23 protein-coding genes and 1 tRNA gene are annotated in these 17,616 nt (G+C 66.5%); 19 read left to right on the top strand and 5 right to left on the bottom strand.

Annotated elements, in window-relative coordinates:
- Window position 1 precedes the first annotated feature (1 nt).
- The 17 genes from WFL22_RS00615 to WFL22_RS00535 all read left to right on the top strand — a co-directional run bounded on the left by WFL22_RS00615 (window position 2) and on the right by WFL22_RS00535 (window position 13,047).
- Window positions 2-367 carry a DUF2190 family protein gene (locus tag WFL22_RS00615; RefSeq protein WP_336991039.1) on the top strand — a complete coding sequence of 122 codons (366 nt, stop codon included), beginning with the start codon at window positions 2-4 and terminating at the stop codon, window positions 365-367.
- A gap of 11 nt (window positions 368-378) precedes the next feature.
- Window positions 379-1,293, top strand: coding sequence for a phage major capsid protein (locus WFL22_RS00610; protein ID WP_336991037.1), 915 nt, complete (start codon window positions 379-381; stop codon window positions 1,291-1,293).
- Window positions 1,293-1,610: a hypothetical protein gene (locus tag WFL22_RS00605; RefSeq protein ID WP_336991035.1), complete on the top strand. Its 318-nt coding sequence runs from the start codon at window positions 1,293-1,295 to the stop codon at window positions 1,608-1,610. Before WFL22_RS00610 ends, WFL22_RS00605 begins: the two co-directional genes overlap by 1 nt.
- A 20-nt stretch (window positions 1,611-1,630) precedes the next feature.
- On the top strand, window positions 1,631-1,987 hold the full coding sequence (locus WFL22_RS00600) for a hypothetical protein (protein ID WP_336991034.1): 357 nt from the start codon (window positions 1,631-1,633) through the stop codon (window positions 1,985-1,987).
- A 2-nt stretch (window positions 1,988-1,989) separates the two neighbouring features.
- Complete coding sequence (locus WFL22_RS00595) at window positions 1,990-2,400, top strand: hypothetical protein (protein ID WP_336991032.1); 411 nt, start codon at window positions 1,990-1,992, stop codon at window positions 2,398-2,400.
- 17 nt (window positions 2,401-2,417) lie between these two features.
- Window positions 2,418-2,708, top strand: a complete 291-nt coding sequence (locus WFL22_RS00590; protein ID WP_336991031.1) for an HK97 gp10 family phage protein — start codon at window positions 2,418-2,420, stop codon at window positions 2,706-2,708.
- On the top strand, window positions 2,705-3,124 hold the full coding sequence (locus tag WFL22_RS00585) for a hypothetical protein (RefSeq protein ID WP_336991030.1): 420 nt from the start codon (window positions 2,705-2,707) through the stop codon (window positions 3,122-3,124). Before WFL22_RS00590 ends, WFL22_RS00585 begins: the two co-directional genes overlap by 4 nt.
- Before the next feature lie 69 nt (window positions 3,125-3,193).
- Window positions 3,194-3,967 carry a hypothetical protein gene (locus WFL22_RS00580; RefSeq protein ID WP_336991028.1) on the top strand — a complete coding sequence of 258 codons (774 nt, stop codon included), beginning with the start codon at window positions 3,194-3,196 and terminating at the stop codon, window positions 3,965-3,967.
- 85 nt (window positions 3,968-4,052) lie between these two features.
- Window positions 4,053-4,451, top strand: a complete 399-nt coding sequence (locus WFL22_RS00575) for a hypothetical protein (protein WP_336991026.1) — start codon at window positions 4,053-4,055, stop codon at window positions 4,449-4,451.
- A gap of 65 nt (window positions 4,452-4,516) precedes the next feature.
- Window positions 4,517-4,810 (top strand): hypothetical protein, encoded by a 294-nt coding sequence (locus WFL22_RS00570; protein WP_336991025.1) that lies wholly within the window; start codon window positions 4,517-4,519, stop codon window positions 4,808-4,810.
- Window positions 4,811-4,827: 17 nt separating this feature from the next.
- Window positions 4,828-8,154: a phage tail protein gene (locus tag WFL22_RS00565; RefSeq protein WP_336991023.1), complete on the top strand. Its 3,327-nt coding sequence runs from the start codon at window positions 4,828-4,830 to the stop codon at window positions 8,152-8,154.
- A gap of 17 nt (window positions 8,155-8,171) precedes the next feature.
- Window positions 8,172-9,095 (top strand): hypothetical protein, encoded by a 924-nt coding sequence (locus tag WFL22_RS00560; protein ID WP_336991022.1) that lies wholly within the window; start codon window positions 8,172-8,174, stop codon window positions 9,093-9,095.
- Window positions 9,095-10,588, top strand: a complete 1,494-nt coding sequence (locus WFL22_RS00555) for a Gp37-like protein (RefSeq protein ID WP_336991021.1) — start codon at window positions 9,095-9,097, stop codon at window positions 10,586-10,588. The genes WFL22_RS00560 and WFL22_RS00555 overlap by 1 nt, the downstream gene beginning before the upstream one ends.
- Before the next feature lie 9 nt (window positions 10,589-10,597).
- Window positions 10,598-11,389 (top strand): hypothetical protein, encoded by a 792-nt coding sequence (locus tag WFL22_RS00550; RefSeq protein ID WP_336991020.1) that lies wholly within the window; start codon window positions 10,598-10,600, stop codon window positions 11,387-11,389.
- 59 nt (window positions 11,390-11,448) lie between these two features.
- Window positions 11,449-12,198, top strand: a complete 750-nt coding sequence (locus tag WFL22_RS00545; protein ID WP_336991019.1) for a hypothetical protein — start codon at window positions 11,449-11,451, stop codon at window positions 12,196-12,198.
- 109 nt (window positions 12,199-12,307) lie between these two features.
- Window positions 12,308-12,808, top strand: a complete 501-nt coding sequence (locus WFL22_RS00540) for a hypothetical protein (protein ID WP_336991018.1) — start codon at window positions 12,308-12,310, stop codon at window positions 12,806-12,808.
- Window positions 12,808-13,047, top strand: coding sequence for a holin (locus WFL22_RS00535; protein ID WP_336991017.1), 240 nt, complete (start codon window positions 12,808-12,810; stop codon window positions 13,045-13,047). Before WFL22_RS00540 ends, WFL22_RS00535 begins: the two co-directional genes overlap by 1 nt.
- Window positions 13,048-13,353: 306 nt before the next feature.
- Here WFL22_RS00535 and WFL22_RS00530 read toward each other — a convergent pair whose 3' ends face one another.
- A complete protein-coding gene (locus tag WFL22_RS00530; protein WP_336991015.1) occupies window positions 13,354-13,719 on the bottom strand; it encodes a hypothetical protein in 366 nt (121 codons plus the stop codon).
- A 154-nt stretch (window positions 13,720-13,873) separates the two neighbouring features.
- Between WFL22_RS00530 and WFL22_RS00525 the strand changes: the two genes are divergently transcribed.
- Both WFL22_RS00525 and WFL22_RS00520 read left to right on the top strand, forming a co-directional pair.
- Complete coding sequence (locus WFL22_RS00525; RefSeq protein ID WP_336991014.1) at window positions 13,874-14,224, top strand: DUF7882 family protein; 351 nt, start codon at window positions 13,874-13,876, stop codon at window positions 14,222-14,224.
- 81 nt (window positions 14,225-14,305) lie between these two features.
- A complete protein-coding gene (locus WFL22_RS00520) occupies window positions 14,306-14,683 on the top strand; it encodes a DUF7882 family protein (RefSeq protein ID WP_336991013.1) in 378 nt (125 codons plus the stop codon).
- 71 nt (window positions 14,684-14,754) lie between these two features.
- On the opposite strand, the gene WFL22_RS00515 is transcribed toward WFL22_RS00520, so the two are convergent.
- The 4 genes from WFL22_RS00515 to gdhA form a co-directional block, all read right to left on the bottom strand.
- Entirely contained in the window at window positions 14,755-15,000 is a 246-nt protein-coding gene (locus tag WFL22_RS00515) for a hypothetical protein (protein WP_336991012.1), read from the bottom strand.
- A gap of 173 nt (window positions 15,001-15,173) precedes the next feature.
- Window positions 15,174-15,246: transfer RNA gene (locus WFL22_RS00510), tRNA-Arg, on the bottom strand.
- Between the two features lie 91 nt (window positions 15,247-15,337).
- Window positions 15,338-16,054: an NlpC/P60 family protein gene (locus WFL22_RS00505; protein WP_336991011.1), complete on the bottom strand. Its 717-nt coding sequence runs from the start codon at window positions 16,052-16,054 to the stop codon at window positions 15,338-15,340.
- A 187-nt stretch (window positions 16,055-16,241) separates the two neighbouring features.
- Window positions 16,242-17,594 (bottom strand): NADP-specific glutamate dehydrogenase, encoded by a 1,353-nt coding sequence (gene gdhA / locus WFL22_RS00500; protein WP_336652709.1) that lies wholly within the window; start codon window positions 17,592-17,594, stop codon window positions 16,242-16,244.
- Between the last annotated feature and the right edge of the window lie 22 nt (window positions 17,595-17,616).

Raw genomic sequence — 17,616 nt, 5'->3', positions numbered from 1 at the left:
GATGGCTGACTACCTGCCCAAGTTCAAGCCCGGCCAGTCGGTGACCTTCACCGCCGCGGCCGACGTCACCGGCGGGCGCCTCGTCGAGGTGACCGGCAACCGCTCGGTCGGGCCGGCGGGCGCCGACTCCGCGAGCGTGGTCGGCGTGGCCGGCTTCGACGCGAAGGCCGGCGAGCGGGTGACCGTGTTCACGCGCGCCGGCGGCGTGCAGCAGCTCACTGCGAGCGGCCCCATTGCGGCTGGCGACAAGGTCTCCTCGGCTGCGGCCGGGAAGGCGCAGACGCTCGGCTCCACCGAGAACCCGATCGGCCTCGCCCTCGAGGCCGCGGCCGCCGACAACGACGTCATCGACGTCCTGTTCATCTGAGAGGAGATGACATGGCCTACACCTACCCCGTGAGCCACCCCTCGGGGACACTCACCCCGGAGCAGCTGCACCTGTTCCTGTCCCGGCCGAACCTCATCGCGCGCCGCGTTGCGGACATCACGAAGATGCGGTTCATCGCCGACTACCTCCTCCAGGGGCGCTTCGACGCCACCGGCGGGGGCATCTTCTACGAGACCGGAGAGCCCGTCGACGCCGGCGCCGATCCCGAGTCCATCGCACCGCTCGGCGAGTACCCGCTCGTCGTGCTCGACGAGGGCGAGGTCGTCTCCGCGAAGACCGACAAGTGGGGCCTGGACACGATCGTCTCCGACGAGAAGATCGCCCGTCAGGGACGCACCCCGGTCGACCGCGGCATCCTCCGCGTCAGCAACTCGATCGTGCGCTACGTCGATTCCGTCGCGATGGCCGTGATCGCGTCGCGAGTCTCGAGCACCTTCAACGCGGGCGCCTGGGACACCGCGGGCGCTGCAGTCGAGTCCATCATCACGCTCCAGGCCCAGCGCGAGGAACTCGGTCTCGGACTCGAGCTCGACACGGTCGTGCTGCGGCCGGCGCAGTACGCGAAGGTCATCGGCATGCTGATCGACGACAAGGCGCTCCCCCGCGAGTCCGGCGCGACGGCGGTGCAGGGCAACCTCCCGGTGGACGCGCTCGGGCTCACCTGGGCGACCACGCCGCACTTCCAGGGCCCGAACCCGCTCCTGGTGGATCGGGACCAGCTGGGCGGCATGGCCGACGAGAAGCTCAACAGCCCGGGCTACGCCTCGGCCGGCGACTTCGGCGTCGAGGTCAAGAGCATCCGCGACGACGACACCGAGGGCTACAAGCTCCGCGGGCGCCGCGTCACGGTGCCGGTCGTCACCGAGCCCCTCGCGGGCGGCCAGCTTGTCGGGACGGGCCTCTGATGGCCGGCCTGAGCGCCGCTGAGAAGGCGGCCGAAGAGCAGGCGGCAGCCGAGAAGGCAGGGGCCGAGAAGGCCGCTGCGGCCAAGGCGGCTGAGGAGAAGGCGGAGACCGACAAGGCTGCGGTGAGAGCGTCGTCGGCCAAGCCCGCCGCACCGAAGGTGCCGGCCCTCGTCGTGACCGCCCCGGTCGCGGTTCTCCCGCTCGCCGCTGGCGGGGAGCGGTACGTCTACCGCGGGACCCCCGTCGGCGACGAGTTCACCAAGGAGGGCGTCAAGCACGCCCAGGCTGTCGGCCTCGTCGGCAAGCCGAAGAAGTAAGAGAGACAGGGGGCGTTGACGTGATCACGCACGACATGATCGGCACCGATGAAGACCTCGCACGCGAGGTGCTCATCGTCGCTCGCGGCATCGCCCCCTGCATCTCCTCGTTCGCTGGAGGCAGTGAGGAGCAGAAGGACGCGATCGCGATTCTGCGCCGCATCTACACCGACATCGTGAAGCGCGGGCCGCGGTTCGTGAAGTCGCAGCGGATCGGATCGGCGGCCGTCGACTACGGCGCGATCACGTCCGCCTTCGACGGCGACCCGACCCGCGCGCTGCGCGCGCTCTGCTCGAGCACGAACGGTCAAGGGCTGTCGGTCGGCAGCTTCCCGAAGGAGCGGCCAGTGTCGCGGATCTGGCCGGAGAGGTACTGAGCATGGAGTTTCCTTATGGCAGCACCGTCTACCGTCTCCGCGCCGGCCTCGTCGACGACGAATACTCCGGCGGCCAGGTCGCCGGCGACTGGGATCGCGCCGACGTGCTCAAGATCCCTGGCGCGTTCGTCGCGCAGACCTCGACGTCGATGCTCTCCGACGCGACACGCGAGCAGGCGCTCGAGGCGAAGTCGCTCTACTGCGAAGGCGAGTTCGATGTCCAGAAGGGCGACCGGGTGTTCACCGGCACCTTCGACCCGCCACTACCCGAGGGCGTGCGGAGCATCCCGGCGGGCACGGAGATGCTCGGCGAGGTCTATTCGATCGACGGCATCCCGCCTGCCGCGGACACAAACCCGTTCACGGGGTGGACGCCGCCTCGTGAGATCCCGCTGACCCGCTCGGTCGGCTGACCGGAGAGGACCGCATCATGGCCCGCAGCGGCGACACCGAGCTCGATTTCAACCCGCGATTCTTCGAGACCGCGATGCGACAGCCGAAGGTGCAGCGCGTCACCGACGCCGCCGGGCAGCGCGCACTCGCGAAGGCGAAGGCGAGCGCGCCGGTCGACACCAACGCCTATCGCGACAGCCTGCACATCGAGCACCACGAGTCCCGGTACCGGCGGACAACGCGCGTCGTCTCCGACGACCCGAAGGCGCTTCTCGTGGAGTCGAAGACCGGGAACCTGGCGCGGAGCCTGAAAGGTGCTAAGCAATGAGGATCACGCCCCCGGACCTCGAGCTCTGGATGACCGGCTACGTCCGCCGCGAGGCGGCGGCGGCTCAGCTCTCGGTCGACGTCGGCAACAAGGAACCCGCCGACCTCGAGCTCCCGTTGCGCCGCCCGCTGATCGTCATCCGCGACGACTCCGGCACCCGCCGCGACTGGCCCACGTTCGACCGCTCGCTTGGCGCGTCCGTCCTAGCTGGCACGCGCACGAACGACAAGCCCGCGAACGACATCGCCCGCTGGCTCGCGGGCCTCATGTTCGACGATGCGCTCCCCCTCGTCCACGGATCGCCGATCGCGGCCGTCGAGTGGGGCGGCTGCAACGGCCCCTATGCCGTCCCCGAGAACCTCGATGTGGCGCGGCGTTATCTGACGGCGCAGTACGTCGCGGCCGGCTCCTGGTGAGCCACCCCACCACCCACACCTGAAGCCCCGCAGGTCGCGGGGCTTCTGCTTTTTCGAAGGAGTACACCCATGGCTGCTGATGAGCAGGGATTCGACCTCGACGCCGTTGGCGTCCCGATTACCGGTATGGCGGCGTACGCGCCGCTGAGCCCGGAGAATGTGCTGACGTCCGCGCAGCTCGCCGCGAGCCCGCTGGAGCTTCCCGCAGGGTTCAAGAAGCTCGGTCTGTACAAGCAGGACGGCGGCCCTTCGCCCTCGCGCGAGTCCGGTGACGCGCTCGAGTTCTTCCAGATCGGCTACAAGAAGTCGGGCGACGGCACCCGAGCACTCACGATCGGTCTGGCTGAGAACAACCCGACCGTGCTCGCGCTCATCGAGGGCGTCGAGCCGGACGAGCACGGCGTCTACAAGGTGTCGTCGAACCTCCCCGATAACCGCTTCATCCTGTTCTCCTCGATCCGCTACCGCGGCGGTATCGAGGAGCGACAGATCGGTGTCGCGTCGATAACCGCGGTGGAGCCAGACCAGGCCGAGCGGGGCTCGGTGAAGGGCGCCAACGTCACCTTCACCTGGCAGGAGCACGACCTCTTCGAGGGCTCCCCGTTCTGGCAGTGGGGCCCCGCGGTCCCCGGCGCACCGGTCGCCCCGACCGGAGTAACCGCCGGCACCCCGGGAGCGTTCACCCCGACGGGCGCCGCGCTCCCGACGACGATCGCCGCGCTGCGCGCCCTCGGCCCGCTCGGCCAGACGACCGCGTGGACCACCGGCCAGTACGTCGAGTACGGCAACGGCATGAAGGCCCACTGGGGCGGCGACGACTGGGCCACCGGCGAGGCCGCGTAGCCCCACCTGACCGCTGGCCGGGGCGCTATCGGGTCGCCCCGGCCAGCTTCACACCCGAACCCGACCCACCCGAAGGAGAGCCACCATGGCCGCACCCCGCACCACCAAGAGCAAGCCCACCCCGACCGAACCGGAGACCGTAGTCGAGTACGACTTCGACAGCTGGACGCCCGAAGCCGAGGAAGCCGCGCTGCGCGCCCTCAACGACGTGCAGTACATCATCGTCGGCCAGGACTTCGTCGGGCGCTTCTCCGACGGCGAGATCGTGAAGATCCCGCTGAGCCTGAGCCTCGCCGTCATCGACGAGCTGCAGGAGCAGTTCGACGAACCGACCGACCAGTTCCGGCACCTCATCAAGACCTACGCCGGCGCCCAGCTCGCCGACGGCCTGAACGAGCGCAACCTGATCTCGGTGGCGATCATGACCGAGAAGTACTTCCGGGCCCTGCGCCGCGCGCAGACGCTCGCATTCCCGGAATCCTGAGCGTCGTCCAGTTCATCCGCGAGCACCACGCCGACGTCGCGCGCACCCTGCGCGAACGCTTCGGCGTGGGGCTCTCGGACCTGGGCGGCGCCGTCTCATGGGGTGAAACGAAGACGCTCCTCGAGGAAGCCGCGAGCGACCCCTCGACCGTGCTCGGCGCCGCGCTGGCGGGGTGGGCCTACCCGGCGACCACTCCCGAGCTGATTGGCCTGATCGCGCAAATCGGGAACCCGCGAGCGTCCAAGCGGCTGATGCCGTGGGCGCTCGAGAACCCGCGTCGCAAGAAGACGGTCGCCTCGGCCGAAGAGGTCGCGGAGGCCACCGCAGCCCTCGAGGACGGCATTGTGTTCTCGACCTAACCACCCGGGGAGGTGCCATGTCGTCCGAGGTCGGCTCCGCCCACATCAGTATCTTCCCCGTTATGACCGGCTTCAAGAGCCGCGTGTCGAAGGACACGAAGCAGGCCGGCGCTGCCGGCGCGAAGTCGTTCGACGCCGGATTCAAGGGCGCCGGCCAGAAGGCGGGGCGGTCGCTCGGCGCCGACCTGAAGTCGTCGCTGTCGACCTCGGCTGGCAACCTCGGCGCGGCGGAGCTGTCGAAGCTGAACCGCAACGTCTCCGCGGCGGCGGCCGCGCTCTCCCGTGCACGGCTGAAGCAGCAGGACGAGGCGGGCAAGGTGCGCGTCGCCGAGGTGCGCCTGCAGGAAGCGATCGCGAAGTCGGGCGAAGGGTCGTCACAGGCCGTCGCCGCCGAGGAGCGCCTCGCCACTGCACGCCGAAACCACGCGGCCGCCGTCGACACCGTCTCCGCCGCGTCGAAGCGGCTCAAGACCGCACAGGACGCAGTCAACGCCGCCAACCGCGCAGTGACCGCCTCCACGGTCAAGAGCGCGGGCGGACTGAAAGCACTCGCCCAGCATATTCACGCCGGCTACTCGGATGCGCGTGCCGCGCAGTCAGCGTTCACTGGTGTCGCCGGGTCCATTGGTGGCATCGCGAAGGAGACCCTCGTTCTCGCTCGGAACACCACCCTCGGGCGGTGGGCCGCGACGGCCGCGCAGCAGACCTCCCGCGCGTTCACGTCGATGGCGACCATGGTCGGCGGCGGCCTGGCGAAGGCGTGGCAGGCCTCTTCGCGCTGGATCTCGGGTGTCGGCTCCTACGTGCGCTCTGCGTTCGCCCCGATGGGGCAGTACGCGGCCGCCGCCGGCACGCTCATGGCAGCCCCGTTCATGCGCCTCGGGGCCCGCGTGTCGAGCTGGCTGACGCCGGTCACCACGCAGGTGTCGGGACTCTTCTCGAAGATCGCGGCCGCGGGCGGCCCCGCCGCGCAGGGCCTGATCGCCCGCTTCCGTTCCGGGCTCGCCGGGATCGGATCGGCGACCTCATCGGCGCTGCAGTCGGTCGTAACCGCGGCCAGCAGCGTCGCCTCCCGCGCCGGCGCTGCGCTCGGTAACGGACTCCGCAACACCGCGGCCGCGGGCGTCACCGCCGCAGCTGCAGGAATCGGTGTCGCGCTCGGCAAGGGCTTCGGTCGCCTCACCGCGATCGACACGGCCCAGGCGAAGCTGCGCGGGCTCGGGAACGACGCCGGCACCGTGACCGCGATCATGGGCGACGCCATGGCGTCCGTGAAGGGCACGAGCTTCGGCCTCGGAGAGGCCGCGACCGTGGCCGCCTCGGCGGTGGCCGCGGGCATCCGGCCAGGGGAGGCTTTGCAGGGGCACCTGAAGCGGATCGCGAACAACGCCTCCGCGGCGGGCATGTCCATGGAGGAGATGGGTGGCATCTTCAACAGGGCCGCCACCCAGGCCAACGGCGTCCAGAACGATGTCATTTCCCAGCTCGCCGACCGCGGCATCCCGATCTACCAGGCTCTCGCCGACCAACTCGGAGTCACCTCGGGCGAGGTCTTCAAGATGGCTTCCGAGGGCAAGATCGACTTCGAGACCTTCTCGGCCGCCGCGGAGAAAGCCGCCGGCACCGTCGCCGAAGAAATGGGGAAGACCGTTCCCGGCGCGTCGAAGAACTTCTTCGCCGCGATGGGCCGGATCGGCGCGAACGCGCTCGAGGGGATCTACGGCAAGATCGGCCCGCTGATCGCCGCCGCGACCTCCGCCCTCGGCCCCATCGAGGAACGAGCGAAGGCCTTCGGTACGACTCTCACGACCGTGCTCGGTCCCGCGATGGACTGGGTTACGAACGCGCTGAACCAGGTCGGCTCGGGGGCGGGTGGCGTGTTGTCCGTGTTCGACGGTCTCGGCAGCGTGATCGCCCCACTCGGGGCCGCGTTCGCCGCTCTGGGTGCCGGGGGGATCGCCGGTGTGCTCGCGCGCCTCGGTCCGCTCGGGGCACTGCTGCCTGGACTCGGTGGAGCGCTCGCGGCCCTCGGGTCGCCGCTCGGCATCGTCGCGGCCGCACTGGCCGGCTTCGCGCTCTCGGGCGGGGACGCCGGCGCGGTCGTGTCGGCGCTGACGGGGATACTCGATCAGGTCGTCGCCGCGCTCCCCGGAATTGTCCAGCAGGTCGCCACCGTGGTCCCGCAGCTCGTGTCCTCGATCGTGGCGCAGGTGCCGCTGCTGCTGACCGCGGCATCGGGGATCATCACCGCGCTCATCGAGGGGCTCGTCGCCGCGATCCCGATGCTCGTATCGGGTGCGGTGCAGCTGGTACAGGGGCTCGTGCAGGCAATCACCGCGAACCTGCCGCTGATCATCGACGGTGCGATCCAGCTCGTGATCGCCCTCATCCAGGGCATCATCACCGCGCTGCCGCTCCTCATCGAGGGTGCGATCCAGCTGGTATCCGGGCTGCTGACGGCGATCGTGGGCGCTCTGCCAATGATCATCGAGGGCGGCATTCAGCTGCTGATGGCTCTCGTGATGGGCCTGGTCGCCGCCCTGCCGCAACTGCTGCAGGCAGCGCTCGATCTCGTAATGGGGCTGCTCGGCGCGATCATCGACAACCTGCCGATGATCATCGAGGCCGGCATTCAACTGCTGATGTCGCTGATCGAGGGACTGATCGGTGCCCTACCGCAGCTGATCACCGCCGCGATCGACCTCGTGCTGCGCCTGGTAACCGGGCTGCTGCAGATGCTGCCCGAGCTGATCCGAGCCGGAATCGAACTGGTCGTCGCGCTGATCAAGGGACTCGTCGAAGCGATCCCGCAGATCCTGCAGATGCTGCCGCAGATCATCTCCGCAATCTGGGACGGCCTGATGGGTGTGAACTGGCTCGATCTCGGCGTGCAGATCGTGATGGGCATCATCAACGGTCTCGGCTCGATGGTCGGCTCACTGGTCGACGCAATCGTTGATCTGGCCGGCGCCGCTTTCGACGGGTTCAAGGACTTCTTCGGGATCAAGTCCCCGGCCCGGAGAATGATCCAGCCCGGCCGCGATGTGGTGCGGGGCGCTGTCGTCGGTGTCGACTCTGAGGCCGATAGCCTCGGTGACTCGCTCGTGTCCATGGCGGAGTCCGCCTCCCGGCGCGCGCAGGCGGCGATGTCGTCGGTGTCTGCCACGATCACCGCCACCAGCACCGTGACCGGGCAACCGGGCACGGGGGGACAGGCGCCGAGCTCGTCGACGGTGGTGGAGATCAACGGCAACGTGTACGGCGACCCTGAGCACGTGGCCGAGGAGATCGACAAGAAGCGCCGCCGAGCCGACGCCGTCTATGGGGTGGGAGGTATCCGATGATCCGTCACGAGCTGAGAATGCCGCACCCCACCCAGGCGGCCCGGTTCGTCGTGTGGGATCTCACGGAGGCCCGATATCGGATCGAGACGGCGGCTGGTGCCGTCGTCTCGTCCGGTATCGGGCCTCGCGTCGCCACCGGCATCGAAGGCATGGGCGGCCCCGGGATCGACGTGTTCGCGCGCGAGACACAGCGCGGCGCCGGCCGCGTCCGCACCGGCACCCGCGCCAAGCACCGCACCGCCTTCCTCCCCGTCGTCTTCGAGCAGCGCGGCCAGGAATGGGTTGCCGTGCAGCGACTGTTCTGGTCGTGCCTGTCCCCGGATCGGGAGGCCGCATGGCGGGTGTACGCGCCCGACGGATCCTGGCGCGAGCTCCTCGTCTACCTCGACGAGAACGGCACCGTCTACCACCAAGACCCCACCCAACGCACCCAAATCATCGGCGTCGCGCTCGCCGCCGACAACCCGTTCTGGTTGGGACCGGAGCAACTCGCGGTGACTGCGGTGCAGCCATCGGTGGCGCCGTTCTTCGGCGCGACCGGGGTCGGGCCGCCATTCCAGATCGTGCCGGGTGCTCAGGACGGCTCGACTGGGCTGACGGTGGCCGGTGATGTGGAGGCGTGGCCGACGCTCACGATCCTGGGGCCCGCGAGCGCTTTCAGCACGCAGCCGCTGTTCGTGGAGTCGGCTGTGTCGGCCGAGATCCCGGTGTCGGGGTCGGAGCAGCTTGTGATCGACTTCGATCCAACCGCGCAGGCGGCGATGCTGCGCGCAAAGGGCGCGACCAGCGGCGGCACCAACGTGACGGCGCAGCTCACCGGGCGCGCGTTCTTCCCGATCGCGCCGACCTTCGAGCCGGACGTGCAGGTGGTGTTGCTCACCTTGGCCGGTGCTGGTGAGGCGCGGCTTTCGTACCGGCCTAGATACTGGAGGGCGATCTGATGGCACTGCTCAACGACAGTTTGGAGATCCGGCTGTGCTCTCCTGACTATCAGGAGGACTGGGGCGTGCTCGGTGACCCTATGCACGTGGTGCTCACGAGGCTCCGTTCGTCGGCTGATGTGCTGGAGATCGGGCTCGATGCGGACTCGCCGCAGCGCGAGTTGCTGATGCGGGAGATGTGCGGCGTCGTCGTGCGATTCCGTGGGAAGTGCGAGTTCATCGGGCACGTGTACCAGCGTGCCGGCGGGGTTCGCCCCGACGCGCCGATCACTGTGTACGCCCGCAGCGAGGACGAGGTGTTCGATCAGACGCTCGCGTGGGTGCTGCCGACGCCAGCGGTCTACTCGGGATCCTGGGCGGGCCTCTACTCCTCCTCGAAGATTGAGGCGGAGGCCGAGAAGGATACGGCGCAGTCGTTCCCGGATCCGTTCATGGACCCCGGTCACTACATGTGGGTGTGGCCCTACACGGATCCAGCGACGTGGACCTTCCGTCGGAAGCCGATCGTTGTGGGCGAGCTTATCGCGCCGATGCTCGTGTCGAATCTTAAGCGGGTCGGCTACCGGCGCGGCACGCTGTGGAGCGTACACCCCTCGACCCCGGAAGGGGACGGGCTGATCGAGGGTTCTGGTATCAACCTGTCGAGCCTGTTCGGGGCACCGTACCAGGTCGTCGATGCTGCACGGTGGGGCTCTCCAACCGAGGCCGTACCGTGGGCGTATGGGTTCGACGGTTTCTCGCCGCGATTCCAGACGCTGCGCGAGGTGATGGCGGCGTTCCAGGTATGGGCGGATCAGAACACCAACAGCTTCAACGTCACCGCGTCGGGAGAGATTGGGGGCGGTGCCTACAACGTTCGCATCGGCTACGAGGCGTGCCCGGATCCGTACCCGGTGCCGCTGTCGGTCGCGGCGGGCACCGTGGTTGATGGTTCCTGGTCTACGTCCGAGCACACCGGGTCGCGGGTGATCCTCGGCGGCCCCGGTGAGCAAGAGGCGCGGCTCTTCCAGGAGCGCCAGCAGCTCGACAGGGAGCAGTACGGCCGCGTCATCGAGGTATTCAAAGACGCGACTGGGGCGAAGCTCATGTCGCTGAACCAAACCGGGTACGAGTTTGAGCCGCGGTGGTACTTTGTCGACCCCGACGTGCCCGCTGGGTACAAAAGCCGTGCTAGGTCGTACTTCGATCAGCAGGGCGCACGCTATCTCGCTGAGGCCGCGCCGGAGACCGAGGTATCGGTCGAGCTGCAGGAGACGAGCGAGATCCATTACGGCGGCGAGTCCGGCTACGTCCTGGGGCAGATCGTCTCGATCGACCTGGGGTGGATGGTGCTGCGTAAGCGGGTCGAGAAGGTCACGATCACGCTCTCCCGCGAGGACGGGTTGAAGGTGACCCCGCAGGTCGGGTCCGAGGTGGCGTCGTCGGATGAGGTGCAGGCGCGCGCACTGCGGGCGGTCGCCGACCGCCAACGCAGAGACAACTCAAGCAGATAGGAGATCCAGATGGCTATGACGATTGCTGGCTTCCAGGGCACCGTCTCGGAGACGCAGTGGGCGAAGATCATGACCGCCGTGGCGCAGAAGTACGTGCTCACGGCGGGAGACCCGGTGCGCTCGTCCGGGCGCACGCTGCTCATCGACCCCCGAACCTCGGTCGGGGCCGGGGTGATGGTCGAAACAGACACCGTCACATCGGTCCCGGTGCCTGCGCCTACGACGGGGCAGTGGCATCTGCTCGTGCTGCGCCGCACCTGGGGGGTGTCCCGCTCGGCGCAATACATGCTGGTACCGGGCGCGACCGGCCCGAACTCGGCGCAGACCGCACCACCATCGACGCTGCCTGCTGGCCGCAATAAGTCGGTCGGTGTCGTCGATGACGAGCCGGTCGCTTGGGCCTACGCCAGATCGGGGACTACCGATCTGCAGATCTGGCAGATGAGTGCGAGGCCGGGCGGTGTCATCCCTGGCATGTGGGCGGTGTGGGATATCGCCGAGCAGGGGCCGCTCAACCGCGCCGGGATTATCAATGAATCGGCGAAGGCGTGGGATGTCACGGTCGGCACTACCTTTCTGCGCCAGTTCACCGCGCCCGTGCCGGTCACGATCAACCCGAGCCTGGAGACGATCCAGGTTACTCCGCTCGTCACCGGCTCCAGCTATGGATTTATCACCGTCGCCAGAATCGACCCGTCCGCTGGTGGAGTGACCAACGTCATCATCCGCTTCATGCAGGTTGGAAACGCCGTGCAGAGCGCCGTCTCCCTGTTGTGGCGCGTCGTCCCGCTGAGCGCATAGTCACCACGCAGGCACTCGCACCGCACCACGGGAGCCTCCGTACATCAGGAAGGAGCGCCATGCTCACCGAATCCGATCTCGCCGCGTACGTGCAGCGCGTCCGATACCAGTGGATCGACGTCGACAAGGTGTTCGGCGCGCAGTGCTGGGACCAGTGGTCGCACTACGCGAGCGCTTTCCTGGGTGTGCCGTCGTGGCCGACGTACACGAATGCTGGCGGCACGCACCCGCACGCTGGGTACGCCTGCAATGTGCACCACAACGCAGCACGCTCTGGCCTCGCGCAGTGGTTCGAGATCCTGCCAGCCACGGCCAGCCCGCGCCCGGGCGATGTCGCGTTCTGGGAGTTCGGGTCCACCTGGTATCCGCTCTCGCACGTCGCGACCGTGCTCGACATCACGCACGGCGGGCGGACGCTGCGCTGCCTCACCCAGAACCCCGGCGCGGTGCAAGTCTCGGACCTGATCACGAGCGGGATCATCGGCTACCTGCGGCCCCGCACGCTCATCAGGGGCGGCATCGTCACGAGCCGCACCCCATCTCTCCACGCATCCCAGAAGGTCGCGGCGCTCGCGCGTACGCGACGACGAAAGGACGACCCCATGCACTACATCGTGCTCACCGAAGGCGCACGCCAGGACGGCTCCGCCGCGTACGCGATCTACCGTCCAGGAGTGAAGGGCTCCTGGGAGGAGTTCGACACCAACAGCGTCCGAGGAATGGCCGCGAACGCACTCGCGAGTCAGTTCGGTCAGCCGATGGAGGTCACCTTGGACCGGTGGCTCCAACTGCAGAAGAAGTACGCATGATCCCGACCACGGCGATCCTCCTTCTTGGTCTCGGTCTCGCTCTCGCGGGTGCCGGGGCCACGCTCGGAGCGCACCTGATCATCCGACGGCTCACGAAGCGGAGGCGCGAATGACCGAAGACCAGCTCACCCGATTGTTTGGTGATGCGACGATTGTGCAGGGCGCGCTCTGGATTCTCGCGATCATCGCGCTCGTCGTCCTGATCGTGAAGCTCTGGCCGGCCCTCTCGAACGCAGTCACTCTGATCAATCTGCTCGCCCGTCTTGCGGTGCGTCTTGACGTGATCGAGACGAAGCTGGAAGCGGTGCGGGAGCAGGTGCAGAACTCGCATGAGACGAACCTGCGTGAAGAGCAGGACGAGCGACACGAAGAGGTCGTGAAGCGTCTCGACCGGCTCGATGGGCGTCTCGACGGGACCGCGCGCGACATCGGCCGACTCGACCGACGTGACATCCTCCGCGTCGAAGAGACCCAGGAGATCCGCCGCAGCCTCGCCACGGTCGAAACGAAGACCGCGGCGATCGATGAGACCGTCGCTAAGCACCTCAAATGGTCCGCGGAATGGTCAGCCGACATTGAAGACACCCTGAACCCTCGGAAGGAGCAGTGATGTTCACTCTCGTTTTCTGGCGCGACGCGATCGAGCGCGCCATCAAGACCGCAGCCCAGACCGCGGTTGCCCTCATTGGCACCGGCATGGTCGGCATCCTCGATGTTGACTGGGTGCAGGTGGGATCCGTCACTCTCGTGGCGGCTGCCCTGTCTGTCCTCACGTCGATCGGGTCAGGCCCGGTCGCGGATCCCGGTACGGCTTCGCTCGTGCGTCGTGGCCGGTACGCCGCCGACTGACCCCTGATTCGAAAATCAGAGAAAATCCCGCTTTCGTTTTCTATACGCATTGTGCCCCCGCTGCTCTTCGGAGTGGCGGGGGCGCTTTTCGTGCTTCTGGTAGGCGGGTGCCCCGACCTTGGGGAAGGCCCCATGTCGCAGTCTCCACGAATGGGGTGGGATTTTCGGGGCACCCTAAGCGAAGAATATGCCAAGTTGGCGGTACTCGCTGACATTCTCAGCAAGCCGTAACGGCTAAGCGCCCTACGATGCGTAACCGACCGGTATTCTGAGTGGTCGTCGCAGCGCTAGAAGCGCATTCGGTGGTTAGTTCGTATCTCCGCGGTCGGCATCGTATTCCTCAATTTGAAACCGCAGTGCGGATTCGTCTTCGGCACTCAATGCCGGAGCCTCCATCGGGCTATCGATGGTCGACACTGCGATGGGGAAGCCGGTACCGAGCAAGAGTGCGACGCGTGATAGTTCGTGGGTGCCGTTGATATAGCCGGAGAACTCGGCTTGTTCGGTGGCCCCATGGGGGGACGGGATTGAGCGGAGCCCGAAGGCGGGCCCCTCGTTTTCTTCGAGGTTGATGTGGTGTCTTGAAGCGGCGGCCTGGGCCAGTTCGAGGACAGCATCTGCCACGTTGTCCGAAACATCGATGGTCAAGTTTCCGTAGTGAACTCGTTTCATGCCGTCAACCATATGCAAAAGCGCCGTCGCGCTAGAGGGGGCTAGCTGGGGGTGATTGCAGGCGATAAGATTCTCCGGCGAGCTCTGAGGCCAGCGATAGAGGAACCCCAATTCAGATCTTCACGTTTTCCTTCGGGTGTGGGAATCTAGGGACATGGGACTCATGTTGTACGGCGGGAATCGCTACTCATTCGAAGATCGGCAACTCGCGCACATCAAAGTTGCGCTGCAGAGAAAGCTCCGCAAACAGGAGTGCTTCCTCATGAGTTGGACGGTGGAACCCTCGGACGGCAGTGGTCGCGTGTCCTTGTGGATGTCGCCTGCGATCCCGCTCGCTTTTCACTTCTCGGGCAGCAGACAGCCGGTCCTCAATGAGGAGTGGCTCGCGGTGCTCGAGCACACCTCGCATTCGCCTCGCGGACTCGTACTCATTCCGGAGCAAGACGCTGAGGCTCTCGCCCAGAAGCTCAAGAAAAAGTCCCAGCAGGGCATCACGCAGGCCTGAGGTGTTGTCGCCTACCTACGCCGAAACGCATTCGCGTCGGCTTTCACAGCTCAACTTCTCATCAATTCAGTGGGTGTCCCGATGGGTCATTTGATCTACGGTGGCACCCGTTATGAGTTCGAGGATCGGCAACTCGCGCACTTACAGCTCGCCCTGGAACGTTCGTTGTCTCGGCACGGGAGCTTTCGCATGAGTTGGTTTCCGGCCGCTGACGAGGATACTCAGAAGACGTCGTTGTGGATGACGCCTGATGTCGCACTCGACTTCGAATACGGAGACTCCACGCCTCCGCAGATCAACGAGGCTTGGGTCGCGATCATGGAACGCGCTTCCCACACACCGCTCGGACTGGTCTTGATCTCTGAATCTGACACCGCCGAGGTCATTGAGCGATTGATTCAGGAGATTTCCTCACAGGCGCCCCGGGATGGCCTATGGGCAAGCGTGCGGGAAACATGACCCGGGGCACCCTGTAGCAGATCGTAAGGCGGCCTGGCCCAGTCGGCGATTCCTTCCCGTCACTACCGCCGTCATGAGAGGCTGTGCCGCTCCACCGGCTTGTGCCGCTGATCCCATGACCGCCAGGTCACCGCGGCAGCCATCTGCACGCTCGGGAAGTACCCGACCAATGCTCGGTCGTCGGGGTTCTCGTCGCCGGTCACCGACCGCCACAGCAGCGCAGAAGGTCGCCCGATCCGCACACGACGGATGATCGCGATTCGGATGGCGCCGTCGTACATCCACGCCTCCTCGTCACCTACGCGCGTCAGCGCCATCAACGGACTCCACGGCATCCCACCCATGCGGGGAGACTAAGCCGCGCCACCGACATTCACGCTTTGGCTGCCCAGAGTGTGGGCAAAATGTGGGCAAACACGGCTCGCCACGGATAGACAAAGCCCCCTACTCGCCAATGTTTTCTAGGCGAGTAGGGGGCTTGAAGCTTGAGTGCCCTGGAGAGGAATCGAACCTCCGACACCTTCTTTAGGAGAGAAGTGCTCTATCCACTGAGCTACCAAGGCGGGGCCCACAGGGCCTCTGCGAGTCTATCAGCCCGCAGACAGCACAGCGGGCGGGGTCGAAACCCCGCCCGCTGTGTGAAACTTCGATCCCTTAACCGAAGCGCACGACCGAAGGCGTGGAACTCAGGTACCCACGATTGTTATAGGAATCAACCACAGTTTGATTGCCACCATAGCCTCCGTGCACGGCCTGGCCGTTACCGATGTAGACCGCCACGTGGCGACCCGGCCAGATCAGCACGTCGCCGGGGGCGTAGTCGCCACCCTCAACGAGGGTGCCACCAAGAGCGGTGTACTCGCCGACCTGCGTGCCAAGGTCTCCTGCCGGGATGCCGACGGCGCGCAGCGACTTCTCGACCAGGGCGGTGCAGTCCTGCATCACTCCGAGTTGCGCAAGCGCGGCTGCGACGATGCCCTGAGCGCCGACGCCAGCCGGGATATCCTTACCCGAGAACGACGATGACGTCTGAGTCTTGACCTCCTCGGTGCGCTTGGCAGCCTCTTCGGATTCCTTCTGCTGGCGCTCCTGCTCGATAGCCTCGGCCGAGACGGCGCCCTCGGGCGCCGCAATCGGCACTACCGTTTCATCAACCTGCACGGTCTGCAGCGACTGGGCGGGAGCCTGATAGCCATCAATGAGGCCCTGCGACTCGGGTGCGGTCGCATAGGCAGGAAGGCTGAAAGTGCCGACCAGTCCGAAGCTGAGTGCCGCAGCACCCGCCATCTGTGCGATTCGCTTTGCCTTCTTTGCGGTCGGCTGGGCGGCGTCACCGGAGGCTACGAGCTCCGTGCTGGGATTCTGTGTCACGAGATTATCTGCCTAACGTTGCTTTGCGGTGTCTCTGCGTGAGAAACGGCCCTTTCGAGCCGCGACCGTTTAAGAGTAACTGAAGATCACGGGAATGTCACGCTCAGGTCACAAAACCCTCAACCTACCTTGAAACTTCAAGGATCATTGGGGTTCTCGGGCGAAAAACTCTCTCGACGCCGAGAGATCAGATGACGCCCTGTTCGAGCATCGCCTGGGCAACGGTCACAAAACCCGCCGAGTTGGCCCCGAGCACATAGTCACCGGGGCGACCGTAGCGTTCAGAGGCTTCGTACGCCGCGGCGTGCACATCGCGCATAATGTCGTGCAGTCGCGACTCGCTCTTGTCGCGATCCCACCGCGAACGCGCGGCGTTCTGACTCATCTCGAGCGCAGAGGTCGCCACACCACCCGCATTTGCGGCCTTCCCCGGCGCGAACAGCACGCCCGCCTGCTGGAAGAGTTCAACCGCGCCCGGCGTGGTAGGCATGTTTGCCCCCTCCGCCACGGCGCGCACGCCGCCCGCGATGAGTGCGCGTGCGTGATCCTCATGCAATTCGTTCTGCGTGGCGCACGGCATTGCGATCTCCGCGGGCACATCCCACACCGAACCGGTGGCCACGAATCGCGCCCCTGGCCGACGCGCCGCGTACTCCGAAATGCGGGCGCGTTCAACGCCCTTCACCTGCTTCAGCAAGTCGACGTCGATGCCGTGCTCATCGACCACATAACCGCTGGAGTCGGATGCGGTGATGGCCTTGCCGCCCAGCTGCTGAATCTTCTCGATCGCATAGGTCGCCACATTGCCCGAGCCCGAGACCACGGCCCGCCGGCCCTCAATCCCTTCGCCAGCGCGCAGCAGCATTTCCTCAGCGAAGAACACCGCACCATAGCCGGTGGCCTCGGTGCGCACCTCAGCACCACCCCAGCCCACACCCTTGCCAGTCAGCACGCCGGCTTCATAGCGCTGAGTGATCCGACGGTACTGGCCGAACAGGAAGCCGATCTCGCGTGCACCCACGCCGATGTCGCCCGCAGGGATATCGGTGTGCTCACCGATGTGGTGCACCAGCTCAGTCATGAAGCTCTGGCAGAACCGCATCACCTCGGCGTCGCTCTTGCCACTGGGGTCGAAGTCGGACCCGCCTTTGCCGCCGCCGATCCGCTGCGAGGTAAGTGCGTTCTTGAAGATCTGCTCGAACCCGAGAAACTTCACCACTGAAAGATTCACGGATGGATGAAAACGCAGACCGCCCTTATACGGCCCCAGCGCAGAATTGAACTGCACGCGGAAGCCGCGATTGACGCGCACGAACCCCGCATCATCAGTCCACGGCACCCGGAAGATCAGTTGCCGCTCCGGTTCGACGAGTCTGTCGAGAATGCCAGCCTCGATGAAGTCGGGGTGCTCTGCGAGCACCGGGGTGAGGGTGTCGAGCACCTCATGGACCGCCTGCAGAAACTCTGGCTCTGCAGGGCTGCGATGCTTGACAGTCTCGGTGACGGCGCGGATATGCGCCTCGGGGGTGGGCAGCGTCAACGTGGACTCCTCGGTCTATCAG

Origin of the sequence: Leucobacter sp. VD1 (genome assembly GCF_037150695.1) — a bacterium.
GTDB lineage: Bacteria > Actinomycetota > Actinomycetes > Actinomycetales > Microbacteriaceae > Leucobacter.
This window is presented reverse-complemented; position numbering and strand designations above follow the sequence as displayed.